The sequence below is a fragment of the Bacillus sp. FSL K6-1012 genome (genome assembly GCF_037964915.1).
GTDB classification, from domain to species: domain Bacteria; phylum Bacillota; class Bacilli; order Bacillales; family Bacillaceae; genus Bacillus; species Bacillus halotolerans.
The window spans coordinates 2,256,251-2,277,395 of sequence record NZ_CP150175.1 but is presented as its reverse complement, the minus strand read 5'-3'; the positions used below and the strand labels follow the sequence as shown (position 1 = coordinate 2,277,395).

31 protein-coding genes and 1 pseudogene are annotated in these 21,145 nt (G+C 42.7%); 22 read left to right on the top strand and 10 right to left on the bottom strand.

What is annotated here, in order from left to right; translation table 11 throughout:
- Positions 1 to 4 precede the first annotated feature (4 nt).
- From NSS75_RS11540 to NSS75_RS11515, 6 genes are all read left to right on the top strand, one after another.
- Complete coding sequence (locus NSS75_RS11540; RefSeq protein ID WP_127696854.1) at positions 5 to 1,315, top strand: peptidase; 1,311 nt, start codon at positions 5 to 7, stop codon at positions 1,313 to 1,315.
- Positions 1,293 to 2,120, top strand: coding sequence for a putative beta-lysine N-acetyltransferase (ablB, locus tag NSS75_RS11535; protein ID WP_185848903.1), 828 nt, complete (start codon positions 1,293 to 1,295; stop codon positions 2,118 to 2,120). The genes NSS75_RS11540 and ablB overlap by 23 nt, the downstream gene beginning before the upstream one ends.
- A 32-nt stretch (positions 2,121 to 2,152) precedes the next feature.
- The gene (gene ablA, locus NSS75_RS11530) at positions 2,153 to 3,568 is read left to right on the top strand and encodes a lysine 2,3-aminomutase (protein ID WP_095713124.1); all 1,416 of its coding nucleotides are present in this window, start codon (positions 2,153 to 2,155) and stop codon (positions 3,566 to 3,568) included.
- A complete protein-coding gene (locus NSS75_RS11525; protein ID WP_095713123.1) occupies positions 3,565 to 3,843 on the top strand; it encodes a YokU family protein in 279 nt (92 codons plus the stop codon). Before ablA ends, NSS75_RS11525 begins: the two co-directional genes overlap by 4 nt.
- An 86-nt stretch (positions 3,844 to 3,929) precedes the next feature.
- Positions 3,930 to 4,154 carry a YozE family protein gene (locus NSS75_RS11520; protein WP_010334616.1) on the top strand — a complete coding sequence of 75 codons (225 nt, stop codon included), beginning with the start codon at positions 3,930 to 3,932 and terminating at the stop codon, positions 4,152 to 4,154.
- A 153-nt stretch (positions 4,155 to 4,307) separates the two neighbouring features.
- Entirely contained in the window at positions 4,308 to 4,988 is a 681-nt protein-coding gene (locus tag NSS75_RS11515; RefSeq protein ID WP_010334614.1) for a hypothetical protein, read from the top strand.
- On the opposite strand, the gene NSS75_RS11510 is transcribed toward NSS75_RS11515, so the two are convergent.
- The gene (locus NSS75_RS11510; protein ID WP_103671803.1) at positions 4,985 to 5,128 is read right to left on the bottom strand and encodes a hypothetical protein; all 144 of its coding nucleotides are present in this window, start codon (positions 5,126 to 5,128) and stop codon (positions 4,985 to 4,987) included. The genes NSS75_RS11515 and NSS75_RS11510 overlap by 4 nt on opposite strands.
- 120 nt (positions 5,129 to 5,248) lie before the next feature.
- Between NSS75_RS11510 and NSS75_RS11505 the strand changes: the two genes are divergently transcribed.
- The 3 genes from NSS75_RS11505 to yodL all read left to right on the top strand — a co-directional run bounded on the left by NSS75_RS11505 (position 5,249) and on the right by yodL (position 6,488).
- Complete coding sequence (locus NSS75_RS11505) at positions 5,249 to 5,425, top strand: YozD family protein (RefSeq protein ID WP_010334612.1); 177 nt, start codon at positions 5,249 to 5,251, stop codon at positions 5,423 to 5,425.
- Positions 5,426 to 5,502: 77 nt separating this feature from the next.
- A complete protein-coding gene (locus NSS75_RS11500; RefSeq protein WP_326323907.1) occupies positions 5,503 to 6,114 on the top strand; it encodes a phosphatase PAP2 family protein in 612 nt (203 codons plus the stop codon).
- 59 nt (positions 6,115 to 6,173) lie between these two features.
- Complete coding sequence (yodL, locus tag NSS75_RS11495; RefSeq protein WP_038954208.1) at positions 6,174 to 6,488, top strand: shape determination protein YodL; 315 nt, start codon at positions 6,174 to 6,176, stop codon at positions 6,486 to 6,488.
- A 37-nt stretch (positions 6,489 to 6,525) separates the two neighbouring features.
- Here the strand turns inward: yodL and NSS75_RS11490 are convergent, their stop codons facing one another.
- Complete coding sequence (locus tag NSS75_RS11490) at positions 6,526 to 6,651, bottom strand: hypothetical protein (protein ID WP_024121758.1); 126 nt, start codon at positions 6,649 to 6,651, stop codon at positions 6,526 to 6,528.
- Positions 6,652 to 6,854: 203 nt separating this feature from the next.
- Between NSS75_RS11490 and deoD the strand changes: the two genes are divergently transcribed.
- Both deoD and NSS75_RS11480 read left to right on the top strand, forming a co-directional pair.
- Positions 6,855 to 7,556 (top strand): purine-nucleoside phosphorylase, encoded by a 702-nt coding sequence (gene deoD / locus NSS75_RS11485; protein WP_024121757.1) that lies wholly within the window; start codon positions 6,855 to 6,857, stop codon positions 7,554 to 7,556.
- Positions 7,557 to 7,639: 83 nt separating this feature from the next.
- On the top strand, positions 7,640 to 8,461 hold the full coding sequence (locus NSS75_RS11480) for a D-alanyl-D-alanine carboxypeptidase family protein (RefSeq protein ID WP_339233149.1): 822 nt from the start codon (positions 7,640 to 7,642) through the stop codon (positions 8,459 to 8,461).
- 40 nt (positions 8,462 to 8,501) lie between these two features.
- Here NSS75_RS11480 and NSS75_RS11475 read toward each other — a convergent pair whose 3' ends face one another.
- Both NSS75_RS11475 and NSS75_RS11470 read right to left on the bottom strand, forming a co-directional pair.
- Positions 8,502 to 8,762 (bottom strand): hypothetical protein, encoded by a 261-nt coding sequence (locus NSS75_RS11475; protein WP_024121755.1) that lies wholly within the window; start codon positions 8,760 to 8,762, stop codon positions 8,502 to 8,504.
- 86 nt (positions 8,763 to 8,848) lie between these two features.
- The gene (locus NSS75_RS11470) at positions 8,849 to 9,550 is read right to left on the bottom strand and encodes a class I SAM-dependent methyltransferase (protein WP_024121754.1); all 702 of its coding nucleotides are present in this window, start codon (positions 9,548 to 9,550) and stop codon (positions 8,849 to 8,851) included.
- A gap of 151 nt (positions 9,551 to 9,701) precedes the next feature.
- Here NSS75_RS11470 and NSS75_RS11465 point away from each other — a divergent pair, with 151 nt between their 5' ends.
- Entirely contained in the window at positions 9,702 to 11,102 is a 1,401-nt protein-coding gene (locus NSS75_RS11465; RefSeq protein ID WP_339233147.1) for a S41 family peptidase, read from the top strand.
- A gap of 35 nt (positions 11,103 to 11,137) precedes the next feature.
- Here NSS75_RS11465 and NSS75_RS11460 read toward each other — a convergent pair whose 3' ends face one another.
- Together NSS75_RS11460 and NSS75_RS11455 are read right to left on the bottom strand one after the other, a co-directional pair.
- Positions 11,138 to 12,628, bottom strand: coding sequence for a sodium:solute symporter (locus NSS75_RS11460; RefSeq protein WP_024121753.1), 1,491 nt, complete (start codon positions 12,626 to 12,628; stop codon positions 11,138 to 11,140).
- Positions 12,628 to 12,828 (bottom strand): DUF3311 domain-containing protein, encoded by a 201-nt coding sequence (locus NSS75_RS11455; RefSeq protein ID WP_044155515.1) that lies wholly within the window; start codon positions 12,826 to 12,828, stop codon positions 12,628 to 12,630. The genes NSS75_RS11460 and NSS75_RS11455 overlap by 1 nt, the downstream gene beginning before the upstream one ends.
- A 184-nt stretch (positions 12,829 to 13,012) precedes the next feature.
- Between NSS75_RS11455 and NSS75_RS11450 the strand changes: the two genes are divergently transcribed.
- Together NSS75_RS11450 and NSS75_RS11445 are read left to right on the top strand one after the other, a co-directional pair.
- Positions 13,013 to 13,924 (top strand): ring-cleaving dioxygenase, encoded by a 912-nt coding sequence (locus tag NSS75_RS11450; protein ID WP_339233145.1) that lies wholly within the window; start codon positions 13,013 to 13,015, stop codon positions 13,922 to 13,924.
- A gap of 11 nt (positions 13,925 to 13,935) precedes the next feature.
- A complete protein-coding gene (locus NSS75_RS11445) occupies positions 13,936 to 14,538 on the top strand; it encodes an alpha/beta hydrolase (RefSeq protein ID WP_024121750.1) in 603 nt (200 codons plus the stop codon).
- A 45-nt stretch (positions 14,539 to 14,583) separates the two neighbouring features.
- Here the strand turns inward: NSS75_RS11445 and NSS75_RS11440 are convergent, their stop codons facing one another.
- Positions 14,584 to 15,192, bottom strand: a complete 609-nt coding sequence (locus NSS75_RS11440) for a nitroreductase family protein (RefSeq protein WP_024121749.1) — start codon at positions 15,190 to 15,192, stop codon at positions 14,584 to 14,586.
- A gap of 129 nt (positions 15,193 to 15,321) precedes the next feature.
- On the opposite strand from NSS75_RS11440, the gene yodB reads away from it, so the two are divergent.
- Positions 15,322 to 15,660, top strand: a complete 339-nt coding sequence (gene yodB, locus NSS75_RS11435) for a transcriptional regulator YodB (RefSeq protein ID WP_024121748.1) — start codon at positions 15,322 to 15,324, stop codon at positions 15,658 to 15,660.
- 181 nt (positions 15,661 to 15,841) lie between these two features.
- A complete protein-coding gene (locus tag NSS75_RS11430; RefSeq protein ID WP_024121747.1) occupies positions 15,842 to 16,108 on the top strand; it encodes a hypothetical protein in 267 nt (88 codons plus the stop codon).
- Positions 16,109 to 16,200: 92 nt separating this feature from the next.
- Here NSS75_RS11430 and NSS75_RS11425 read toward each other — a convergent pair whose 3' ends face one another.
- Positions 16,201 to 16,590: a tautomerase family protein gene (locus tag NSS75_RS11425; protein ID WP_024121746.1), complete on the bottom strand. Its 390-nt coding sequence runs from the start codon at positions 16,588 to 16,590 to the stop codon at positions 16,201 to 16,203.
- A 363-nt stretch (positions 16,591 to 16,953) separates the two neighbouring features.
- On the opposite strand from NSS75_RS11425, the pseudogene NSS75_RS11420 reads away from it, so the two are divergent.
- Together NSS75_RS11420 and NSS75_RS11415 are read left to right on the top strand one after the other, a co-directional pair.
- A pseudogene (locus NSS75_RS11420) lies at positions 16,954 to 17,054 on the top strand (transporter); the annotation flags it as partial.
- A gap of 100 nt (positions 17,055 to 17,154) precedes the next feature.
- Positions 17,155 to 17,388, top strand: coding sequence for a hypothetical protein (locus tag NSS75_RS11415; protein WP_101860550.1), 234 nt, complete (start codon positions 17,155 to 17,157; stop codon positions 17,386 to 17,388).
- 32 nt (positions 17,389 to 17,420) lie between these two features.
- On the opposite strand, the gene NSS75_RS11410 is transcribed toward NSS75_RS11415, so the two are convergent.
- Complete coding sequence (locus NSS75_RS11410; protein WP_101860551.1) at positions 17,421 to 17,876, bottom strand: Hsp20/alpha crystallin family protein; 456 nt, start codon at positions 17,874 to 17,876, stop codon at positions 17,421 to 17,423.
- A gap of 98 nt (positions 17,877 to 17,974) precedes the next feature.
- Here NSS75_RS11410 and rarD point away from each other — a divergent pair, with 98 nt between their 5' ends.
- The 4 genes from rarD (at position 17,975) to bshB2 (ending at position 20,256) form a co-directional block, all read left to right on the top strand.
- Positions 17,975 to 18,871 carry an EamA family transporter RarD gene (gene rarD / locus NSS75_RS11405; protein WP_024121741.1) on the top strand — a complete coding sequence of 299 codons (897 nt, stop codon included), beginning with the start codon at positions 17,975 to 17,977 and terminating at the stop codon, positions 18,869 to 18,871.
- Between the two features lie 74 nt (positions 18,872 to 18,945).
- Positions 18,946 to 19,224: a hypothetical protein gene (locus tag NSS75_RS11400; protein WP_095713112.1), complete on the top strand. Its 279-nt coding sequence runs from the start codon at positions 18,946 to 18,948 to the stop codon at positions 19,222 to 19,224.
- The gene (locus NSS75_RS11395; RefSeq protein WP_185848907.1) at positions 19,221 to 19,571 is read left to right on the top strand and encodes a YojF family protein; all 351 of its coding nucleotides are present in this window, start codon (positions 19,221 to 19,223) and stop codon (positions 19,569 to 19,571) included. Before NSS75_RS11400 ends, NSS75_RS11395 begins: the two co-directional genes overlap by 4 nt.
- 19 nt (positions 19,572 to 19,590) lie before the next feature.
- Positions 19,591 to 20,256 (top strand): bacillithiol biosynthesis deacetylase BshB2, encoded by a 666-nt coding sequence (gene bshB2, locus NSS75_RS11390; RefSeq protein ID WP_185848908.1) that lies wholly within the window; start codon positions 19,591 to 19,593, stop codon positions 20,254 to 20,256.
- Positions 20,257 to 20,284: 28 nt separating this feature from the next.
- Here bshB2 and NSS75_RS11385 read toward each other — a convergent pair whose 3' ends face one another.
- Entirely contained in the window at positions 20,285 to 21,133 is an 849-nt protein-coding gene (locus NSS75_RS11385; protein ID WP_095713111.1) for an STAS domain-containing protein, read from the bottom strand.
- Positions 21,134 to 21,145 lie beyond the last annotated feature (12 nt).

The window sequence follows — 21,145 nt, the reverse complement described above, 5'->3', positions numbered from 1 at the left end:
GGGAGTGATGATGCAGGACATTGAAAGAAAAGTAATCGAATGGCTTGATCAGCATTCAGCCAAAGCCATTCGTCTTTTGAAAAGGCTGGTTGGAGAAAAAAGCACACTTGGCAAGGAATTTAACGCCCAGGCAGTAGTTCTTGAAAAGCTTAGGCAATTTCATATGGACATTGATGTGTGGGAGCCGAGCCTAAAACAATTAAAACAGCATCCTTATTTTATATCAGACCGTTCGGATTTTCATGAGAGCCCGAACATTGTCGCTAAAAAAACGGGAGAGGGCGGAGGACGATCTCTGATTTTAAACGGGCATATCGATGTTGTGCCAGAAGGAAATTTGAAGGAATGGAAGTATGAACCGTTTCAAGCTGCCGAAGTAAATGGTAAAATTTACGGCCGCGGCTCCACTGATATGAAGGGAGGCAATACAGCCCTTCTATTTGCATTAGAAGCTCTGCACGCCTGCGATGTCAAACTGAAAGGTGATGTATTGTTTCAAAGTGTTATAGATGAAGAGTGCGGCGGCGCCGGAACACTTTCTGCCATTATGAGAGGCTATCGTGCGGACGGGGCGCTAATTCCGGAACCGACCAATATGAAGCTTTTTATTAAACAGCAGGGCTCGATGTGGTTTCGGATCACGGTTAAAGGATTAGCGGCACACGGAGGTACACGATATGAAGGTGTCAGCGCCATTGAAAAAAGCATGCATGTCATTACAGCCATTCAAGAGCTTGAAAAAGTCCGCAATGCAAGAATTTCTGACCCGCTTTATGATCATATCCCAATCCCGGTTCCAATTAATATTGGCACCATCTCAGGCGGAACATGGCCGTCCTCGGTAGCAGACCGCGTCGTCATAGAAGGAAGGTGCGGAATTGCTCCTCATGAAAAGCCTGAAGCCGTGAAAATGGAATTGGAAAACTGGCTGAAAGATTTACAATACCATGATGAATGGTTTAAACGCCATCCAATTCAAGTGGAATGGTTCGGGGCTCAATGGCTGCCGAATGATTTGCCTGATGGCCATCCTTTACTATCAGTTTTGCAATCAGCCTATCAAAAAATAAAACAAACAGAGCCGATCATCGAAGCGTCGCCTTGGGGGACAGACGGCGGCCTTTTGTATCATGCGGGAGATACTCCTGTTATCGTTTTTGGACCGGGAGAGACGAAAACGGCACATCAGGCAAACGAGTATATTGAGGTTGAAGCCATGTTAGAATCAGCTAAAATTATTGCTCTTTTTGTGATGGATTGGTGCGGGCTTCATACAGACGGGGAGGATGCTGATGATCAAAACGGTAAAGAATAACGGTGTTACGGCTGTCATAGACAATGACCGCTTTAATAAACGAATTAGAGTCATTCGTTATGAAGGCGCTATTCAGGAAGCCTTGTCTGATATTATGACAGCGGCTGAAGAGGAGGGTGCCGAAAAAATTATTGTGTACACTAAACAGCATGACGAGGCAGAGCTGGCTAAACAATTGTTTACGCCGGAGGGCTTTCTCGAAGGCTACTATCTCGGCCATCGCGCTGCCGTCATGGTCCGTTATCTCACAGAAAAACGAAGACAAACAGATACCTATTTATCCGAGCAGGAAATGATAGAGCTATTATATAAAATGAAGCCTCAGTCACAAATCGAAGACAGGTCTCCTTTTACAATGAGAAAAGCAGAAACAAACGACATGTATCAGTTATCTATGCTGTATAAAAAAGTATTCCGCACGTATCCGACTCCTGTGTTTGATCCCGCCTATATTGAAAAGACGATGAATGAGCATACGCTTTATTATGTCATGCTTGAAGATGACCGTCTGATTAGCGCGGCGAGCGCAGATATCAATCCTGAGCTGGGGCATGCCGAAATGACGGACTGTGCCGTGCTTCCCGATTATCGGGGCCGTTCGCTGACAAGTATTTTAATAGATGCATTAGAAAAAGAAATGAGAGAGCAAGATATCTTTCAAGTATTTTCACTCGCCCGCGCTGCATCTTTTGGCATGAATGCGGTCCTGTATCATTCCGGGTATCAGTATGGCGGAAGGCTGATCAATAATTGTTATATAGGAGAAGGGCTCGAAAATATGAATATCTGGTGCAAGCGCCTGTAAGTCAAAAAGAAATGCACGAGGAGGAATTTCATTTGACAAACAAATGGTATAAACCGAAACGGCATTGGAAGGAGATAGAGTTATGGAAGGATGTTCCGGAAGAAAAATGGAATGATTGGCTGTGGCAGCTGACCCATACTGTAAGAACATTAGATGACTTGAAAAAAGTGATTAACCTGACCGAAGAAGAAGAGGAAGGCGTCAGAATTTCTACTAAAACGATCCCCTTAAATATCACACCCTATTATGCTTCCTTAATGGATCCCGACAACCCCAGATGTCCGATACGGATGCAGTCTGTGCCGCTCTCTGAAGAGATGCACAAAACAAAATACGACCTGGAAGACCCGCTTCATGAGGATGAAGACTCTCCGGTACCCGGTCTGACACACCGTTATCCCGACCGAGTCCTGTTCCTTGTCACGAACCAATGCTCCATGTACTGCCGCTACTGCACAAGGAGGCGTTTTTCCGGTCAAATCGGAATGGGTGTCCCTAAAAAGCAGCTTGATGCCGCGATCGCCTACATTCGGGAGACACCCGAGATCCGGGACTGCCTGATTTCAGGCGGGGACGGGTTGCTGATCAATGATCAAATTTTAGAATACATTTTAAAAGAGCTGCGCAGTATACCCCATCTGGAAATTATCAGAATCGGCACAAGAGCGCCTGTCGTTTTCCCTCAGAGAATCACCGATCAACTGTGCGATATTTTAAAGAAATATCATCCGGTCTGGCTGAACACCCATTTCAACACAAGCATCGAAATGACGGAGGAATCCGTTGAGGCTTGCGAAAAGCTGGTGAACGCAGGTGTACCGGTCGGAAATCAGGCCGTCGTGCTAGCAGGCATTAATGATTCGGTAACAATTATGAAAAAGCTTATGCATGACTTGGTGAAAATCAGAGTCCGTCCCTATTATATATACCAATGTGATCTCTCAGAAGGCATCGGACATTTCAGAGCTCCGGTTTCAAAAGGGCTGGAGATTATTGAAGGGCTGCGAGGCCATACTTCAGGCTACGCGGTACCAACCTTTGTCGTTGACGCACCAGGCGGTGGCGGGAAGATCGCACTGCAGCCAAATTATGTTTTATCGCAAAGTCCTGACAAAATCATCTTGAGAAATTTTGAAGGAGTCATTACCTCTTATCCGGAACCTGAACATTATATCCCTAACCAGGCTGACGCCTATTTTGAGTCTGTTTTTCCTGAAGCTGTCGACAAAAAAGAGCCAATTGGACTGAGTGCCATCCTTGCCGACAAAGAGATTTCTTTCACACCGGAAAACGTGGCCAGAATCAAAAGGAGAGAAGCATATACAGCGAAGCCAGGGCATGAAACTTTAAAGGACCGGCGGGAGAAAAGAGACCAGCTAAAGGAAAAGAAATTTTTAGCCCAGCAGAAAAAAGAAAAAGAGGCAGAAAGCGGGGGGAATTCTTCATGAAAACATGCGAATGGTGCGGTGTGCCTGAGGCGCAGCCTGGCACGAACACGGTTTATTGGGAGCTTCCTGACGGCACACGAGCCATAGAGCTGACAAACATCCCCGCGATGATTTGCTCTTCTTGCGGAATGGCCTACCAAGAGGATTCGACGATAAAGGATATTGAGGATCAGCTGTTTTTAATCAACACAAAAAAACTCCCTGAAAGTCTGACGTATCAACAGCTCATGGAAACGGAAAGGATATTAAAACGCAACTATTTTGATTTTTCCTGAATGATGTTTCGTTATTCTTTTGTTGTAATTTTACACTTGCACTGTATAATAGAACAACAAAAGACAGACACCAGGAGGGGAAACCCATGAAATCCTTTTATCACTATTTATTGAAATACAGACATCCTAAGCCGCAGGACAGCATCAGCGAGTTTGCCAATCAGGCGTATGAGGATCACAGCTTCCCGAAAACATCAACCGATTATCACGAAATCAGTTCATATTTGGAGCTGAATGTTGATTATCTGGACACGATGGCTACGTTTGATGAAGCTTGGGAAAAATACGAGGCCGAGGTGCACGGCAAATAACCACATGTTTAAATCCGCAGATTTGCTGCGGATTTTTTTGTGCGCATACACATACCATAATTGGATACTTCCAATGGTTTTCATGCCCATGCGAATTGGTGTAACCCAGCATACGATAGCGTATGAGAAATGTTGCGGCGAGGGGGAGACACCGTGAAGCAAAATAAACCGAAATTCCAAGTAGGGGATATCGTAGTCGTCATTATGTATGGGACAGTCGGCACAATCACAAAAGTGCACCAAATCGATAAGCACTATCTTTATGAAGTAAACCACAATGAAGTCTTATATTTTGAATCGTCCATTCAATTATATAAAGATTATGAAGGCGTCATTGTCGATATGGAAAAACTTGATATTGAATATGAATTCCTCATTGGAGATGTCGTTTATGTAAAAGATTATGGAAAAGAACTCTTTCGCATTATCGGCCACAGAACAGAAATTTGGAGATATTTAGAAGATGGCTGGGAAGATATTATTTATGAGCTGACTCGTTTAAAGGATGGAGAGTGGCTTGAAACGGAGGAAGAGGATCTTACGCTGGTACTCAGAAAGTATGAAATGGACCAGTTTGTGCATCAGCTTTTGTTTGTCCACTATGTCGGAGAAACTGCCCATGAGATCGGCGAAGATATTGTACCGTCTGCTCTTCTTCAGTTTGAAGGCGAAGATGAAGATCAAGATACCCTGCGCATCCTGGCTGTATCAATTGTTGATGAGCTTTTGGATATTTACAACGATTACAAAATTCTGTACGAAATGTTTAAAGATGAAGAATATAAAGATATGATGATGTTTGTGCTGGAAAGTTTAAAAGAACACTTCAGTTAGTTTGTGAACAAGCGGATGATCACATATAAAAAGTAAGGCAGACAGCCCCAAATCATGACATGCGTCATACCTTTGAGCGTTTTTTCCATCACCATATCGAATCTTTCTCCGTCCAGTGCTTCCATCATTTTAGCAATCATTTGTCAGCCTCCTATGGCTTGTTTTTTTATTCAATGTATATGAATGAAAGAATTGTTTAGAACACCGGGTATAATTCATCCCGTTTTTTCATAAAACATAAAAAAGGAGGCGGTATGGTTATGAAAGAAATAGATCTTGTGATTGACACGGAAGAAATCGCTGAATTTTTTTACAGAGAGCTTGCAAGACGGGGCTACATACCGAGTGAAGATGAGCTGTTTGAAATCGCCGATATTACCTTTGATTATCTGATAGAAAAATGTATGATAGATGAAGAGCTGGATGAAGATTGTTAAGGCTTGAAACCGGAGCGGCCAGCTCCGGTTTTTTATTCGGCTGATATGAATTTTTGAGAAATAAAGGAGGGAAAATCTTGTACAAGCCAGTCAGTCTGTTTCTTCTCTTTCTTTTTTTAGCCGCGGTTATTCATACATCTGCTGTTCAATCAGCAGATGAAATGATCAGTAAGGTAGCCGCAGCTATCCGTCAGCCTTGGCTGAACGATGTGATGATTTGGGTGACACATCTTGGTGCTACTTCCTTTTTACTGCCACTTATCGTAGTCATTGGGGCAGGGCTGTTTTTTTACAAGAGAACCTTGGATGGTCTTTTGATGCTCTTCATATTCGGTGCGGATCGTCTGTTAAACAAAATATTAAAAGAGTGGATCGAACGGGCAAGGCCGGATTTTGAACCGCTCGTTCATGAGTCGTCCTTCAGCTTTCCGAGCGGCCACTCCATGAACGCTGCTTGTGTTTATCCAGTAATCGCCTACTTTTTAGTGAAACACATCCCGTTTTTGTCAAAGCATAAAAAAGCGGTATACATAATCGCCGGTACTGTCGTTATTTTGGTTGGTGCCAGCAGAGTCTACCTCGGCGTGCATTTTTTAACTGATGTTTTAGGAGGCTTCAGTCTCGGCCTGCTGCTGTTTTTCCTCGTGAAAGGTTTTGACGAAAAGTTTCATTCGTTTCGACAAAAGTAGAGAGAGGAAAAAGAGGGCGAAACGCCAATATGTTATAGAAATAAAAGGGAGGGATCTTGATGATGTTATCCGTGTTTAAAAAGAAGTCTTGTTTTTACGATGTGACAATATTTCAAACACCCCGGTTTGGTGAAAAAAAAGGCTACAGAGCCGTCTATCGAACTGAACTGAACGGGAGCAATCATCAAGACGTGCTAAAAAGAGCATTCTCTTTGTTTAATGTATTCGATACTGTTCCAAGTGATTATGATGCGAGATTTATGGCCACAGGGGATGTGATTTTGATTGATGAAGGCAGAAAAGGGAAAACATATTATAAACTGCTTCCCGCCGGATGGAGGAAAATCAATCGTCTGATTGTGCAAACAACATAACGAAAGAAAACTGCGGATATCCGCAGTTTTCTGTTTTTTAAGGTTTTCGTTTGGCCGCGGAATGCTCTTTTTCGTGCGCCTCTTCAGCCGCGATAACGTCTTTAGCAGGTATGTGGTTGTTCTTTTTTTGTCCGGTTATTCGGTTACGCTGTTTTTTACCCATGTTTCATCCCTCCTTTTGCCGTTAGGTTCTCATATAAGCGGCTCAATTATCCCGATTTTCTCTAATGGCGCCTAAAAATACCCCGGATCATTTTCTTTTTACGGAACATTCCTTTATAATCAATGCTGAAGTTTGTCTCATCATGACATCCGTTGTAAAATGAACGGACTGATCGTTAATTTTGGTTTATAGGAGGATATGAGATGAGTGTACATATCGGTGCGGAAAAAGGACAAATTGCGGATACGGTACTATTGCCGGGGGACCCTTTAAGAGCAAAATTTATAGCTGAAACGTATCTTGAAAATGTGGAATGCTATAATGAAGTCAGAGGCATGTATGGATTTACAGGTACATATAAAGGCAAAAAAATCTCTGTGCAGGGCACGGGCATGGGCGTTCCGTCCATTTCAATTTACGTCAATGAATTAATTCAAAGCTATGATGTGCAAAACTTAATAAGAGTAGGCTCTTGCGGCGCCATCCGTAAAGATGTCAAAGTGCGCGACGTCATTTTGGCCATGACTTCTTCTACTGATTCACAAATGAACAGAGTCGCTTTTGGAAGTATCGATTTCGCGCCTAACGCAGATTTCGAGCTTTTGAAAAATGCCTATGACGCCGCTAAGGATAAAGGCGTACCGGTGACGGTAGGCAGTGTATTTACTGCTGACCAGTTCTACAATGACGATTCTCAAATTGAGAAGCTTGCCCAATACGGTGTGCTCGGGGTAGAGATGGAAACAACCGCTTTGTATACATTGGCAGCGAAGCACGGTAGAAAAGCGCTGTCCATCCTGACCGTGAGCGATCACGTATTAACAGGAGAAGAAACAACAGCAGAAGAGCGTCAAACCACTTTTCATGATATGATAGAAGTGGCTTTACATTCTGTATCAAAATAAAATAAATGAAGAGGCGTGCTGGGTGCCGGCAGCCTCTTCTTTATGGATACGGAAACGATTGATAAAAGGAAGGTAATGTGATTATGAAAAAGTCCGGTAAATGGTTCTCGCTGGCCGCCGCTCTGAGTGTGACGGCAATTGTCGGAGCCGGCTGCAGCATGTCAAATGGAGATGGTCAAAAGGATACGAAAACCACTGCAGAATCAAAACAGACAGAAGAAAAAACAGCTGACAGCAAAAAAACAAATACGCAGGACAGTGAGTTCTTATTGGAAAGCAAGTTTTTCAATAACATTAAAAAAGTGGACGGCCTGGAAACCATTCAAAATCCAAAAAATATCCTCGCCCTTGTCAATAAGCAATACGCACTGCCAGGAGACTATGAACCTAGCGATCTAGTTATCCCTGATGTCGAGTTTTCTTTTAAAGAGAAAATACAAAAGCGATACATCAGAAAAGAAGCAGCAGACGCATTAAAAACGATGTTTGATGCTGCGAAAAAGGATGGCTATGAGCTGGCAGCCGTGTCAGGATACCGCTCGTATGACAGACAGCAGGTTATCTTTAAAAATGAAGTAAGCTTAAAAGGGGAAAAGAAAGCAAGAGAAGCTGTCGCATATCCGGGTGAAAGCGAACATCAAACAGGTTTAGCAATGGATATTTCCAGCCGAAGCAACGGTTTTGAGCTAAATGAGGCGTTCGGCAGCACCGAAGACGGAAAATGGGTGCAGAACAATGCATATAAATACGGTTTTATCATTCGCTACCCTAAAAACAAAGAAGACATCACGAAGTACGAATACGAACCATGGCATTTGCGTTATGTAGGCAAAAAGGCTGCAAAGGTTATTCATGAGAATGACTTAACATTAGAAGAATACTTTGAAAAAGTGAAGAAGATATAAAATAAAAACCCGCTTACCATTGGTTAAGCGGGTTTTTCCATTAAAAAAAGAATAAACCGGCGAGCGCCACACCTGTAATCAGCCCAAGGCCAATACCGTATGCGGCTCCATATCCATATCCGTAGCCGCCCCAATATCCATAGCCAAATCCGCCTCTTGGGCCCCCTGAAGTAACTGGAGCAATAAAGACCTTGCTGTTGGTTACCCGTGTAATTCTGCCCACATGGACTCTGCCGTTTCTTTCTGTAATTCTAGCAACTTTTCCTTGGTGCTGGCGGCAGATATGATAGTATTTTTCCAATATAAATCCCTCCTAATCCGTCTTTCTATCAGCTTATGATAGATAAACAAAAAAGGTTGGACGAAAAGAGGGGGTGAAGCGCCGTTTTACTTGTATGCGATAAAGATACAATGACCCATATACTCGCTGTATGCCTGCATGAGGTCATAATGGGACTGAAGCGTTTCATAGTAGATAGGAGCGATTGCTTGCGATACATCCATTTCTGTCGTCGGTTCAAATTCCATATCTTCCGGCAAAAGGGTGATCGTTTCTGTTTTCTGAAATCCATGGGAACGAATCGAGTCTATCCACTCCGATTCGTCATAAAGCTTTGTAAAACCGTAAAAGTCCATCATTTGCTTCTTTTCGCGCGGAGGCATCGGCTGTTTAAGCGCCGCTTCAATACCGATCAGCATTCCACCCGGCTTCAATACTCTATTAATTTCTTGAAGGGAGGATGTCAGATGGGAAAAACTGAGGACGGATTCGGACAGGACGCAGGAAAAGGACGCCGAAGAAAACGGAAGGTGTTCCAGCTCTCCAAGATATGCAGGGATGGCCAGCCCTTCATTTGCAAATCTTTTTTTCGCCTTCTCAAGCATGACAGGGTCTTTATCAACGACTGTGACAGGATAAAGCAAATGTCCTAAATAAGCCGCAGTTTGCCCCGTCCCGCATCCGGCATCAAGAATCGGCTGATCAGGCGGAGGTGCCGCTTTTTGCAATACGGCTTTTGAAAAAGCAAGCCCGCCTGGATGTGCACCTGAGACACCGAATAAGGACAGCATTTCTAAATATCGGCTCAAAATGGTATCCTCCTTTTTCGTTATTATATGTCGTGAAAAGACATAGGTTTATGAAACGATAAAGAAGGGCGGATCTCTATATTTTCTGCTCCGAGTTGACGAATAGAAAATCGTCCATGATAATAATGTAAGAAGAAAAGGTGGTGTTTAATTGAAACGGCAATTGAAACTGTTTTTTGTTGTGCTGATCACTGCGGTTGTCGCTTCGGCGCTGACTTTATTTATTACGGGCAATTCAAGCATTCTGGGCCAGAAATCAACAAGCACAGGAGACAGTAAGTTCGATAAATTAAATAAAGCGTATGAGCAAATCAAAAGTGATTATTACAAGGAAACAAACGATGACAAATTAGTAGACGGAGCAATTAAAGGAATGATTGAGTCTCTGGACGATCCTTACTCTACCTATATGGATCAAGAGGAAGGAAAATCATTCGAAGAAAGCATTTCTGCATCCTTTGAAGGAATAGGAGCGCAAGTAGAGGAAAAAGACGGTGAAATCCTTATTGTTGCGCCAATCAAAGGTTCACCTGCTGAAAAAGCCGGAATCAAACCGAAGGATCAAATTCTGAAAGTAAACGGGAAAAGCGTAAAAGGCATGAATGTAAATGAAGCCGTCGCTTTAATCCGCGGCAAAAAGGGCACAAAAGTGAAGCTTGAGCTGAACAGAGCGGGAGTGGGAGAGATTGATCTTTCCATTAAGCGCGATACGATTCCTGTTGAGACCGTCTATTCTGAGGTGAAAGACAACAATATCGGTGAGATCCAAATCACTTCTTTCTCTGAAACAACTGCTAAAGAGCTGACAAATGCGATCGACAGTTTAGAGAAAAAAGGTGTCAAAGGCTATATTTTAGACTTGAGGGGCAATCCGGGCGGCTTAATGGACCAGGCGATTACAATGAGCAATCTGTTTATTGATAAAGGTAAAAATATTATGCAGGTTGAGTACAAAAACGGCTCAAAAGAAGTCATGAAAGCGGAAAAAGAACGAAAAGTCACAAAGCCGACTGTCGTTTTAGTAAATGACGGAACAGCGAGCGCTGCAGAAATCATGGCCGCTGCCCTTCATGAATCGTCAGGCATTCCGTTAATTGGAGAAACCACATTCGGAAAAGGCACAGTGCAAACCGCAAAAGAGTATGAGGATGGCTCAACAGTCAAACTGACAATGGCCAAATGGCTGACTGCTGACGGTGAGTGGATTCATAAAAAAGGCATCAAGCCGCAAGTGAAAGCAGAACTTCCTGATTACGCGAAGCTCCCATATTTGGACGCTGATAAAACGTACAAATCAGGCAATACAGGCACTGAAGTCAAAGTCGCTCAGCAAATGCTGAAAGCACTTGGCTATCAGGTGAAGGTAAACAGTACGTATGATCAAGATTTTGTATCAGTCGTCAAACAGTTTCAGAAAAAAGAGAATCTGAAACAAACAGGCGTGCTGACTGGCGATACTACAACAAAACTAATGACAGAACTTCAACAAAAGCTGTCAAATAATGATACGCAAATGAAAAAAGCAATTGAAACGCTGAAAAAAGAAATGTAAAAAAGCCATACGCGGCTACCGCGTATGGCTTTTTTTTAAGCACCCTTCTGATTCGGATTCGGTTCAGTTTTTTTACCAAATAAACCTTCTTTGACTGGATTTGAACCTGCTCTTTTTACAAACAGCGGATTGAGAATGATTACAGCGATGATATTGGCGGACAATCCCCAGAAACCTTCATAAATGCCGTGTGCAGATTGAGTGATATACACAATAAACGTAACCGCAAGGCCGGCTAATAATCCGATCACTGTCGCCTCTCTCGTTTGGTTCTTCCAGAATAAGCTGACGGCAATCGCGGGGAAGATCTGCACCATACCGGAAACGCCTAAAAGCTGAAGTGTTACTAAGGCAGTCGGGAACAGCATTCCAAATAGAAGAGCAAGACCGATCACGACAAACACCATGGAACGTGTAATAAGGGTCAGTTTGCTTTGTGACACATTTGGATGGATCAAGTCACGGTATAAGTTATTGGCAAATAAATTCGATGCTCCGATAGCCATGATCGAACAAGGGATCAATGAAGCTAGGGCGATAGTGGCATATGCAAAACCTTGTGCCACGCCGCCGTAAGACGTCTGAATCAGATGCAGCAGCGCCAGTCTTGGATTTGTATCTTCCGGCAGCACAAGAAAAGCGATAAAACCAAGGAAAATAACTAAGATTAAAACGATGTTATAAAGCGGCAAAAACATGCTGTTTTTTCTAACTGCATCGGCACTTTTCGCCGTAAATACACCTGTAGCGGCATGCGCCCACATAAAAAGTGCCAAGGCGGATACAATAGATGCTGTAATAAACCAAGGGATGCCTTTTGGGCCCTCTGTCGGTATCGTCAGCATTTGCGGCGCTTCCTTCACCAATGTATCAATCATCGGCGTCCAGCCGTTGAAATGAATAAGAGGGAGGGAAACGACCATAAACAGCATAATCACCCATACTAAAATATCTTTAATAATGGCTGTAAAAGTAGGCCCTTTAATCCCGCTGAAAAACGTGTAAAGAGCAACTAGAATAAATGAGATGATGACAACAAACTTTACGTTGATATAGCCGGTTCCCGCCACCTGAAGCGTATCTTGAATTCCGCTAAGCTGAAGACAGATATATGGGATAAGCATCAGGACACCGACAATTGCAACGAGACTTGCCAACAGCTTGCTGTCAAAACGTTCCCGCGCATAATCAGCGAGAGTTGTTAATTTGTGAATTTTCGCAACTTTCCAAAGTTTCGGCAGGAAGAAATAGGCGATAAAATAAGCCAATACGGAGTAAGGAATTGCAAAAAACGCAACACTTCCGCCTGTGTAAGCCGTACTGGTCAGGCCTAAGAAAGTATATGCCGTGTAAAGGTCAGCGCCAACTAAAAACCAAACGAGAAGGCCTCCAAAACGTCTGCCGCCGACAGACCATTCTTCCACCGAGGTTCGCGATGATTTGTCTCTCCCGGCGAGAAATCCGATACAGACAACAGTTAATACGATAATAGCCGTAATCATAAGTGCAGTGAGATTTCCTTGCATCATTCAATTCCTCCATCTTTTTTTTGCACCAGGTAAATGCCAAACGAACATACCGGCGTAATGATAATCCACAGCAGCAGCCAAAAATGGAAAAAAGGAAGGCCGAAAATAATCGGTTCGATTCGATTCACAAACGGCAAAAGTGCAAGCTGAATGAATGGTAAAATGATGAGTATAACAATAAGTGCTTTTTTAACCATTTACTTTCCTCCTGAAAGATGATAATGCTCACTATAATAGCAGTTGTAAGATAAGATCACAAGATAATTATTAGAAAAAAATGATTTTTTCAATTATTTAATTAAATCACATGGTTTGCATCCTGCACATTATAGGTTTAAAATAATAAATATCTCGAAATCAAGATAATTTAGGAGTGAAAAGATGAAAACAGAAGGATTGCATCATGTCACAGCATTTGCCAGAGATCCGCAAGAAAATTTGCGATTTTATACAGAAGTGCTCGGGCTTCGGCTTGTCAAAAAAACAGTGAATTTCGATGACCCGGGAACATATCATTTTTACTTTGGGAATCAAAATGGAGATCCAGGGACCATTATTACCTTTTTCCCGTTCCAAGGAAGCGGGCAGGGGACGGTAGGGAAAGGCCAAGCCGGCCGAATTTACTTTTCAGTCCCTAAAGGCTCTCTGGCTTTCTGGAAGGAACGCCTTCAAAATAATGGACTGAATGCAGAGGAGAAAATGCTATGCGGGGAACACGCGCTGATCTTTGATGATACAGAAGACCTTCCGTTAGCAATCATGGAAGACGGCAAAAGCGGAAAAAGCGAGTGGACACCTGACGGCATTTCAGAACATGAAGCCATCACCGGAATGAGAGGCGTGCTGCTGTACTCCTATGATCCGCAAGCAACGATTCAATTGTTAGAGGAAAGCTTCGGATACAGCAAAGTAGCGGAAGAAGATCAGATCGTTAGACTGAAATCCGCAGCGGCTGTCGGAAACGTGATTGACGTTCATTTGCAGCCGGAAAAAAGAGGCGTCGGCGGTTATGGAACAGTTCATCATATAGCGTTTCGGACAACGAGTGAGGAGCAGGCTAAATGGCAGCCGCTTATTGCTGAAAAACATCTCCCTTCATCAGAAATTCTGGACAGGGAGTATTTCACATCAATTTATTTCAGGGAAAAAGGCGGCATTTTATTTGAAATTGCCACAGATGAACCAGGCTTTATGACAGATGAAACGTTTGATGAGCTGGGGACATCCTTAAAGCTGCCTGAATGGCTGGAGCAACACCGCAAACAAATTACAGATATTTTGCCTGAATTGTAGGAGGGGACATGATGAAGCATATTTTTGAAAGAGGGACATCTGATAACGTCTTACTGCTGTTACATGGAACCGGAGGAAATGAACATGATCTCCTTTCATTGGGCCGTTTTATAGATCCGGATGCTCATTTGCTGGGTGTCAGGGGATCAGTGCTCGAAAATGGAATGCCGCGCTTTTTCAAACGTCTCAGCGAAGGTGTATTTGATGAAAAGGATCTCGTTGAGCGGACAAAAGAATTGAAAGATTTTATCGACGAGGCGGCACAAACGCATCAGTTTGACCGGAGCCGAGTGATTGCAGTCGGCTACTCAAACGGCGCAAATATCGCAGCGAGCCTGCTTTTTCATTATGCGGATGTTTTAAAGGGGGCTATTCTGCATCATCCTATGGTGCCGATACGGGGGCTTGAGCTTCCCAATATGACAGGGCTTCCTGTTTTCATTGGGGCGGGAAAATATGATCCGCTTTGCACAAAGGAAGAATCGGAAGAGCTTCACCGCTGTTTGCTTGACAGCGGGGCATCTGCTTCAGTTTTTTGGCAGGATGGGGGCCATCAGCTCACACAGCATGAAGCTGAACAGGCTCGCCAATGGTACAAAGATACGTTTCAATAAAAAAACCTTAGCCCGTGTTTATCCGGACTAAGGTTTTTCTTAGATTTACAGCCAAGTTGATACTTTTGATAGAGGCAAGCGGTTGCTTTGGTGTGCAGGTTTCACTGCTTTCCCGATAGAAATAAGCATAACCGGAACATAACGCTCGCTGATATCAAATTCCTTTTGGAACTGCTCCTTATTAAATCCTCCGATTGCGCAGGTATCATAACCTTTCGCTTTTGCGGCAATCATAAGCTGCATAGCAGCCAATGAAGCATTTAAGAAAGCGGAATCGCGTGCGAACTGTTCACTTTGGTAAGCACCGTTAATTTGGCCAAGAAGCGTTTGTTTGATTTCATCCGTGATGAAACCTTGGTTTGCCAGTTCAGCGTAAACGTCTTCACCGTTTTCATTCGCTTTTAGATCGCCTAAAATGGCAACGACAGCAGAAGATTCAACAATTTGTTTTTGATTATATGCTACAGGCAGAAGAGCCGCTTTTGATTCATCGCTGTGGAAAACTGTAAAATGCCAGTGCTGCAGATTCCATGCAGAAGGCGCTTTAGTGGCGAGCTCCAAAAGATCAGTCAGTTCCTCTTTAGAGATCGGGGCATTCGTATCATATTCCTTAACAGATGCCCGTGCTTGCAAAATGTCCAGAGTATCAGTCATAATGTTTCCTCCTTCGGGTAAACGTGGTATGATAATAGAAAAGTTAGAAGCTTACTAAATGTAACTTGAAAGATAATTTTAATGGATCAGTGAATACTTGTCAAACAATAGATGAAGGGATGAAGACTAGTGGGAAATACAATGTGCCCTAAAATGGAGTCAGCTTTCTCATTGCTGGGAAAACGATGGAACGGTCTGATCATCCATGTACTAATGGATGGGCCGAAACGATTTAAAGAGATAACGGAAACCATACCGATGATCAGCCAAAAAATGCTGGCAGAGCGCCTTAAAGAGCTAGAGCAAAACGAAATTGTTGAACGCCGGGTTCTTCCCGAGACACCGGTAAAAGTGATCTATACGCTGACTGAAAAAGGAACCGCGCTGCAAGCCGTATTTCAAGAAATGCAAGCGTGGGCCGATCAATTTTGTGAGCCTGGTGTTACAGTGTGCGAAGAAGAGAAATAATGGAAAGAAACAGAGCATCCGCAGAAAGGGTTTGTTTCAGTGAGAAAGTCATGTAAGTGGGTCATACCGTTTACATGACTTTTTATTTTAGGAGCCATGATATGAATCAGCTTATATTTTACACTTATAAAAAGAGATGTTAGGATGATGTCAACATACAAAAATAGGAAAGGATCCTTCCGTGAAAAAGTTACTAACAGCTATCCTGTTGTTAATGGGAATCATCATTTATCTTGTTGTTCAAATCAGCAAACCGGAGCTCTATCTGCCTGAATTTTATATATACGATCAAAACCCTGTCAGCTTTCATTGGAATTACATAGGCATCGAAACTGGGTATAAAAAGGGAGACCCTGATTCTATCCACCAAATCTGGATCACACCGTTATATTTCGTTTTGCTGGCTGTTTTCATTCTGGTTATTTCTGCTTTTTTGAAAAAGAAATAAAAAAAGAGAGGTCTTGAATAAGGATCTCTCTTTTTTTATTTCATTGACTGGCCATTTGCTAAGTGTAAAGCAGATGAAGAAGTTTCACCATCTTATAACTTACCATTCAAAAATTGTGCCTCGCCGAGCCCGAAACTCCAATCAGCATCACCGTTTTCCGTAATGGAAACCATTAGGTCTTCCGGGGAAATACCGCATTCTGCTTCTAGTTTTTCAGCCAGCAAGGCATATAATTTCTCTTTTTGGCTCTTTGTTCTTGTTTTACTTGTAATGCTGATCACGATCAAATCCTTGCTTCTATGAAATCCTAATCCGGTATCGTGAATCACGAGCTCATTCGCGGGATGCTGGTGCACAATTTGATATCGGTCACTCTCCGGCACGCCAAACGCTTCTACCATTGCTTGATGAGCAGTGTCTAATAGCGATTGTAATGCTTTTTGATCACGGCCTTCTATCAGATCGAAACGTAATAATGGCATTTGAATTCCTCCTTTTGTGACACTGATTTTATCAGCATGTTATCACATTATTTTGTTATCTGAAGCCAATTGATAGATAAAAACATAACATATAACCAATAATTGATCAATATATAACTATATTGTTGTCTGACAGCCTATGAAATCATAAATATTACTGGCAGTAATTGATTAGGAGGTTAGTATGAAAATAATAGTTGATCAAAAGATGACAATTATATCACCATGAAGATCCTATTTCGTTGAAATGAAAGCGTTTTCTAATAAACATCCGGAGATATTGTCAAAAACAACATGAAAATGGAGGTTGGCCATGCCGAGTTTTATCACTGCTGCCGGGGTTTTTATTTTGTTATTTCTGACGGCGTGAGCATGAAGGAAACGTTTCAAACATGGACGCTGCTCACAACGGTCCTCTCGGTACAGGACTGGGCTGTGTTTTATTGGCCGGATTATTTTTGTAATAATGCTTTATCAGTAAAAATCCAATTTAACAATAGCCCAATCGTTTTTCTTCCTGGATGAATATCTTATATATAGGCAGACATAAAGGAGGAAATAATCATGTACCCTCAACACTCATATTATCGCGGGAACCCAGGTCCGGCCGGATACCCGGAACGAAACCCTTTTTTGTTTGGCGCTCCTTTAGTCGGCGGTTTATTAGGCGGTTTTCTTGGGAGTGCTCTTTTTAATTATCCGCGTCCCTATGCGTATCCGCCTGTTCCTTACGGTTACGGAGGTGCGCCATACGGCCCCGGGGGATCGTATGGCGGAGGTTATCCCGGTTTCTATTAGCAAAAACGGCCTGCACAGAAGCAGGCCGTTTTTTATCGCATAATTTCTACCTCGGACATATTGTAGTCCTGCTGTTTATGAAACATGACTTCCAGATGGCCGTCTTTATATACGGCTTTCGTTCCTTTCCGCTTGACAAGACAGGGAAGATTTATTTTTTTAGGATGAGTCAAACCCGGGAAATGTTCAATCAGTAATGTATGTGATGTATGTTTAATTTTGAGCTGTTCCAGCTGGCTTTCGCTTACTGAAACCTTTACAAACACATGGTCTGCTGTTTCGAATATATCTATATCAGGTTCGGTGCGCTTTGTTTTTTCTTTAGTCGGGAGAGGATCGCGAAATGGAAATTGAGCCGCGTAATCACTTCCAAACACACTTTCCATTACACTGTTTACATAATGCTCAACCTCTTTTGGATCGGCCTTTTTTAATGCTTCCTTGGAAAATTGATTTTGGAAAGGAAAGTACTTGTTCCACTCAAACATCTTCGTCACACCTTTCTTCACGGACAAAATAGTATATGCCTGCTCGATCTTTCACGTGATATAATATAAGATGCTCTAAAGAAAGGCAGGGACATAATATGCATCATTCAGAAACAAAAAAAGGCGTTCTTTACACAGCCGTTTCCTTTACGATGTGGGGGCTGTTTCCGCTTTATTGGAAGCTTCTTGAACAGCTGCCGGCACTTGATATTTTAGCTCACCGTATCATTTGGTCTTTTGTTTTTATGTGTATCGTGCTTTTTTTCTTGCGTCAATGGAAAACGGGGTGGCATGAGCTGCGGTCTTTAAAAAAGAACGGAGGCATACTATCTTTATTTCTCGCTTCAATTCTCATTTCGGTTAACTGGTTTGTATACATATGGGCTGTCAATCATGGATTTCTGCTAGAAGCAAGTCTTGGCTACTACATCAATCCGCTTGTGTCAGTTCTTCTCGGCATTTTGTTTTTAAAGGAAAAGCTGAATCGCCTTCAATTGGTTGCAGTTTCTATTGCGGCAGCCGGCGTTATTATTTCTGCGTTTCAATACGGCTCCATTCCGTACATCGCGCTGCTGCTTGCATTCAGCTTTGGCTTATACGGATTTACCAAAAAAAGAACAAGTCTTTCAAGCGCTATCGGTTTAACGCTGGAGACATTCATGATTATGCCGATTGCATTGGGGTATTTGCTGCTTAGCGGCCATATTCAGCCTGCGGGTGCAGAAAGCGGCGGGGCATGGGTGCTTCTCTTTTTTGCCGGTGTGTTTACCGCGCTGCCGCTCTTATTGTTTGCTGAAGGGGCGAAGCGGCTGCCGCTGTATCAAGTCGGTATATTACAATATATTGCACCGACCATCACCTTGCTGATCGGGCTGTTCATTTACCATGAGCCATTTTCAAGCTCGAAGGCATTTACCTTTGCCTGTATATGGGCTGCATTAGTCTTGTTTACGTTTTCACAAGTGAAATGGAAACGGGCATCAAAAAGCCATTGAGCCTTTGGCTTTTCAGTTTGAGTATATATTATGTATAATCATTTCATGTATGTAAGACATAAAGGAGCAGGACGATGGACAATGATATAGAAATAGGAAAAGCATACGCCTCGCTATGGAACAGCCGCTCTTTCTCAAACGAAGATGCAGAAGCGGTTACAGAGGCAATTGATCTTGAGCTTTTGGATAAGAGAACACATCCGAGACTTCGTAAACCTATGCTGGAAAAATATTATGCCGCTATACAGCGCATTGTGAATTCACAGCTGGAACCGGCTGTCAAATATCAACTGGTCAAATTACATACAGAACGCGTACAGTATTTAAAAGTAGAAAGAGGGGAGCAATTATGAAAGCAATCATAAAAGAAGATGTGCAAGCATCTTTAGAACGATATGCGGACCGCCCTGTATATATCCATTTAGAAACCACAACCGGTTCTTACTCGGCACATTTAAATGAAAAAAACATGACGGTTGTTGCTTATATACGCAATGCGAAGGTAACCTATCATCAAGCTAAAATCAAAGGGAGCGGGCCTTACCGGGTCGGCTTAAAAACAAAAGAGGGCTGGATTTATGCTGAAGGCCTGACTGAGTACACAGTGGATGAAGAAAACCGCTTATTAATGGCAGGACACTTGCCGGGCGGAAAACTGGCTATTTCACTTCAAATCAGTGAAAAACCGTTCACAGTTTAAAGAAAAGGGTGAAAAAATAATGAAAGAACACGTGCTTGTAATCCTGCCTCACCCTGATGACGAATCATACGGTGTGGCGGGTCTGATTGCTTTAAACAGAAAAAAAGATGTGCCCGTTACATATGCTTGCGCTACGTTAGGCGAAATGGGCAGAAATATGGGAGATCCATTTTTTGCTAATCGGGAAACCTTGCCATTATTAAGAAAACAAGAGCTTATCAACGCCTGCAAAGAAATGGATATTAATGACTTGCGAATGCTCGGACTTCGGGATAAAACGCTTGAGTTTGAAGACGATAAATATTTAGCTGATATCATGGAAGAAATCATAGATGATGTAAAACCAAGCTTAATTGTCACATTTTATCCGGGACATGGCGTGCACCCTGACCATGATGCATGCGGGGAAGCGGTCATCCGGGCATTGTACCGCAAAAAGAAAGAAGACCGTCCGCGCACACTATGCATGGCTATTACACGCAATAGGGAAGAGGTGCTTGGCGAAGCAGACGTCGTACTTGATATCAAAGAAGTGGCAGATATTAAAATGAACGCGTTAAGAGCTCATCGCACCCAGACGGAAGGTATGCTCCGAGAGCTTGAGGAAAAACTGAAAAACAATGAACCTGTTATGGCAACATGGTTTGAAGAAGAAGTGTATTGGACATATCAATGGAATGATTAAAAAAAGGTATAAGGCCCTTGAGGGGACCTTATACCTTTTTTAATTTCAAGTCAGATGCAATCGCTGATGCAAGAGTAGATCTCAGTGAGATGTCCTCAAAAGACAAACCGAGCTGAACCGCGGTTTGCGCAATTTCCGGGCGGATCCCCGACAATGTGGATGAAACGCCGATCAAACGCAGCGCCTCAATCAGACTGAACAGCTGGTGGGCAACCATGGTATCAATTACCGCTACTCCGGACAAGTCAATGTAAAGCTGCGTCACCTTTTTTTTCGCACATTGATTCAATGTATTTTCCATGATCAATTTAGCGCGGACGGTATCAATATCACCGATTAACGGAAGCAGTCCCACACTGTGGAACAGCACGATTACCGGGGCGCTCAATTCAGTGATCATATCCTTTTGGGCTTGAAGCTGAAGGCTTGTGTTTTTGTACATTTCTTCTATAAAAATATGAATCACAAGATCAAACGCCTTAATAAGGGTGTGATACAAATCCTCGGCTTCTTCGCTTTTCACGGTATCCTGATTGATATGAACAAAGTCCTTCACATAGGAAATATACAAGTCTCTCACTCTGACAAACTCACGGATAATATAGTGGATAGGCGTTTTTAAATGCTCTTGATCCTGGGTGACTTCAAATGCCCAGGCTTTTAGAATGGGCAAGTATACCTCTTCTTCATCTATAAAGATACGGCTGATCTTATAATTGAAAGCAAGATTCTGGCTCTTTAAATTTTTAATGACGGCCGGGTCTGTTGATGCATAGATTGAATTCGGATCAGTTTCCTCGATTGTTTCATACCATGTAGAACTTATTTCTTCTGCATGCTGAGACAGATACTCATATAATTTCTGATTTTGTGCCATGTCATATCACCT

Coding starts and splice junctions, on each gene's coding strand:
- bshB2 (WP_185848908.1), top strand. CDS start 19,591: ATGAAAGAACACGTGCTTGTAATCCTGCCTCACCCTGATGACGAATCA.
- NSS75_RS11440 (WP_024121749.1), bottom strand. CDS start 15,192: ATGACTGATACTCTGGACATTTTGCAAGCACGGGCATCTGTTAAGGAA.
- NSS75_RS11510 (WP_103671803.1), bottom strand. CDS start 5,128: ATGATTGCTAAAATGATGGAAGCACTGGACGGAGAAAGATTCGATATG.
- NSS75_RS11410 (WP_101860551.1), bottom strand. CDS start 17,876: ATGTTTGAGTGGAACAAGTACTTTCCTTTCCAAAATCAATTTTCCAAG.
- NSS75_RS11460 (WP_024121753.1), bottom strand. CDS start 12,628: ATGCAAGGAAATCTCACTGCACTTATGATTACGGCTATTATCGTATTA.
- NSS75_RS11505 (WP_010334612.1), top strand. CDS start 5,249: ATGAAAGAAATAGATCTTGTGATTGACACGGAAGAAATCGCTGAATTT.
- ablB (WP_185848903.1), top strand. CDS start 1,293: ATGATCAAAACGGTAAAGAATAACGGTGTTACGGCTGTCATAGACAAT.
- rarD (WP_024121741.1), top strand. CDS start 17,975: ATGCATCATTCAGAAACAAAAAAAGGCGTTCTTTACACAGCCGTTTCC.
- NSS75_RS11400 (WP_095713112.1), top strand. CDS start 18,946: ATGGACAATGATATAGAAATAGGAAAAGCATACGCCTCGCTATGGAAC.
- NSS75_RS11415 (WP_101860550.1), top strand. CDS start 17,155: ATGTACCCTCAACACTCATATTATCGCGGGAACCCAGGTCCGGCCGGA.
- NSS75_RS11445 (WP_024121750.1), top strand. CDS start 13,936: ATGAAGCATATTTTTGAAAGAGGGACATCTGATAACGTCTTACTGCTG.
- NSS75_RS11385 (WP_095713111.1), bottom strand. CDS start 21,133: ATGGCACAAAATCAGAAATTATATGAGTATCTGTCTCAGCATGCAGAA.
- NSS75_RS11490 (WP_024121758.1), bottom strand. CDS start 6,651: ATGGGTAAAAAACAGCGTAACCGAATAACCGGACAAAAAAAGAACAAC.
- NSS75_RS11480 (WP_339233149.1), top strand. CDS start 7,640: ATGAAAAAGTCCGGTAAATGGTTCTCGCTGGCCGCCGCTCTGAGTGTG.
- NSS75_RS11395 (WP_185848907.1), top strand. CDS start 19,221: ATGAAAGCAATCATAAAAGAAGATGTGCAAGCATCTTTAGAACGATAT.
- NSS75_RS11450 (WP_339233145.1), top strand. CDS start 13,013: ATGAAAACAGAAGGATTGCATCATGTCACAGCATTTGCCAGAGATCCG.
- NSS75_RS11425 (WP_024121746.1), bottom strand. CDS start 16,590: ATGCCATTATTACGTTTCGATCTGATAGAAGGCCGTGATCAAAAAGCA.
- yodL (WP_038954208.1), top strand. CDS start 6,174: ATGATGTTATCCGTGTTTAAAAAGAAGTCTTGTTTTTACGATGTGACA.
- NSS75_RS11455 (WP_044155515.1), bottom strand. CDS start 12,828: ATGGTTAAAAAAGCACTTATTGTTATACTCATCATTTTACCATTCATT.
- NSS75_RS11520 (WP_010334616.1), top strand. CDS start 3,930: ATGAAATCCTTTTATCACTATTTATTGAAATACAGACATCCTAAGCCG.
- deoD (WP_024121757.1), top strand. CDS start 6,855: ATGAGTGTACATATCGGTGCGGAAAAAGGACAAATTGCGGATACGGTA.
- NSS75_RS11525 (WP_095713123.1), top strand. CDS start 3,565: ATGAAAACATGCGAATGGTGCGGTGTGCCTGAGGCGCAGCCTGGCACG.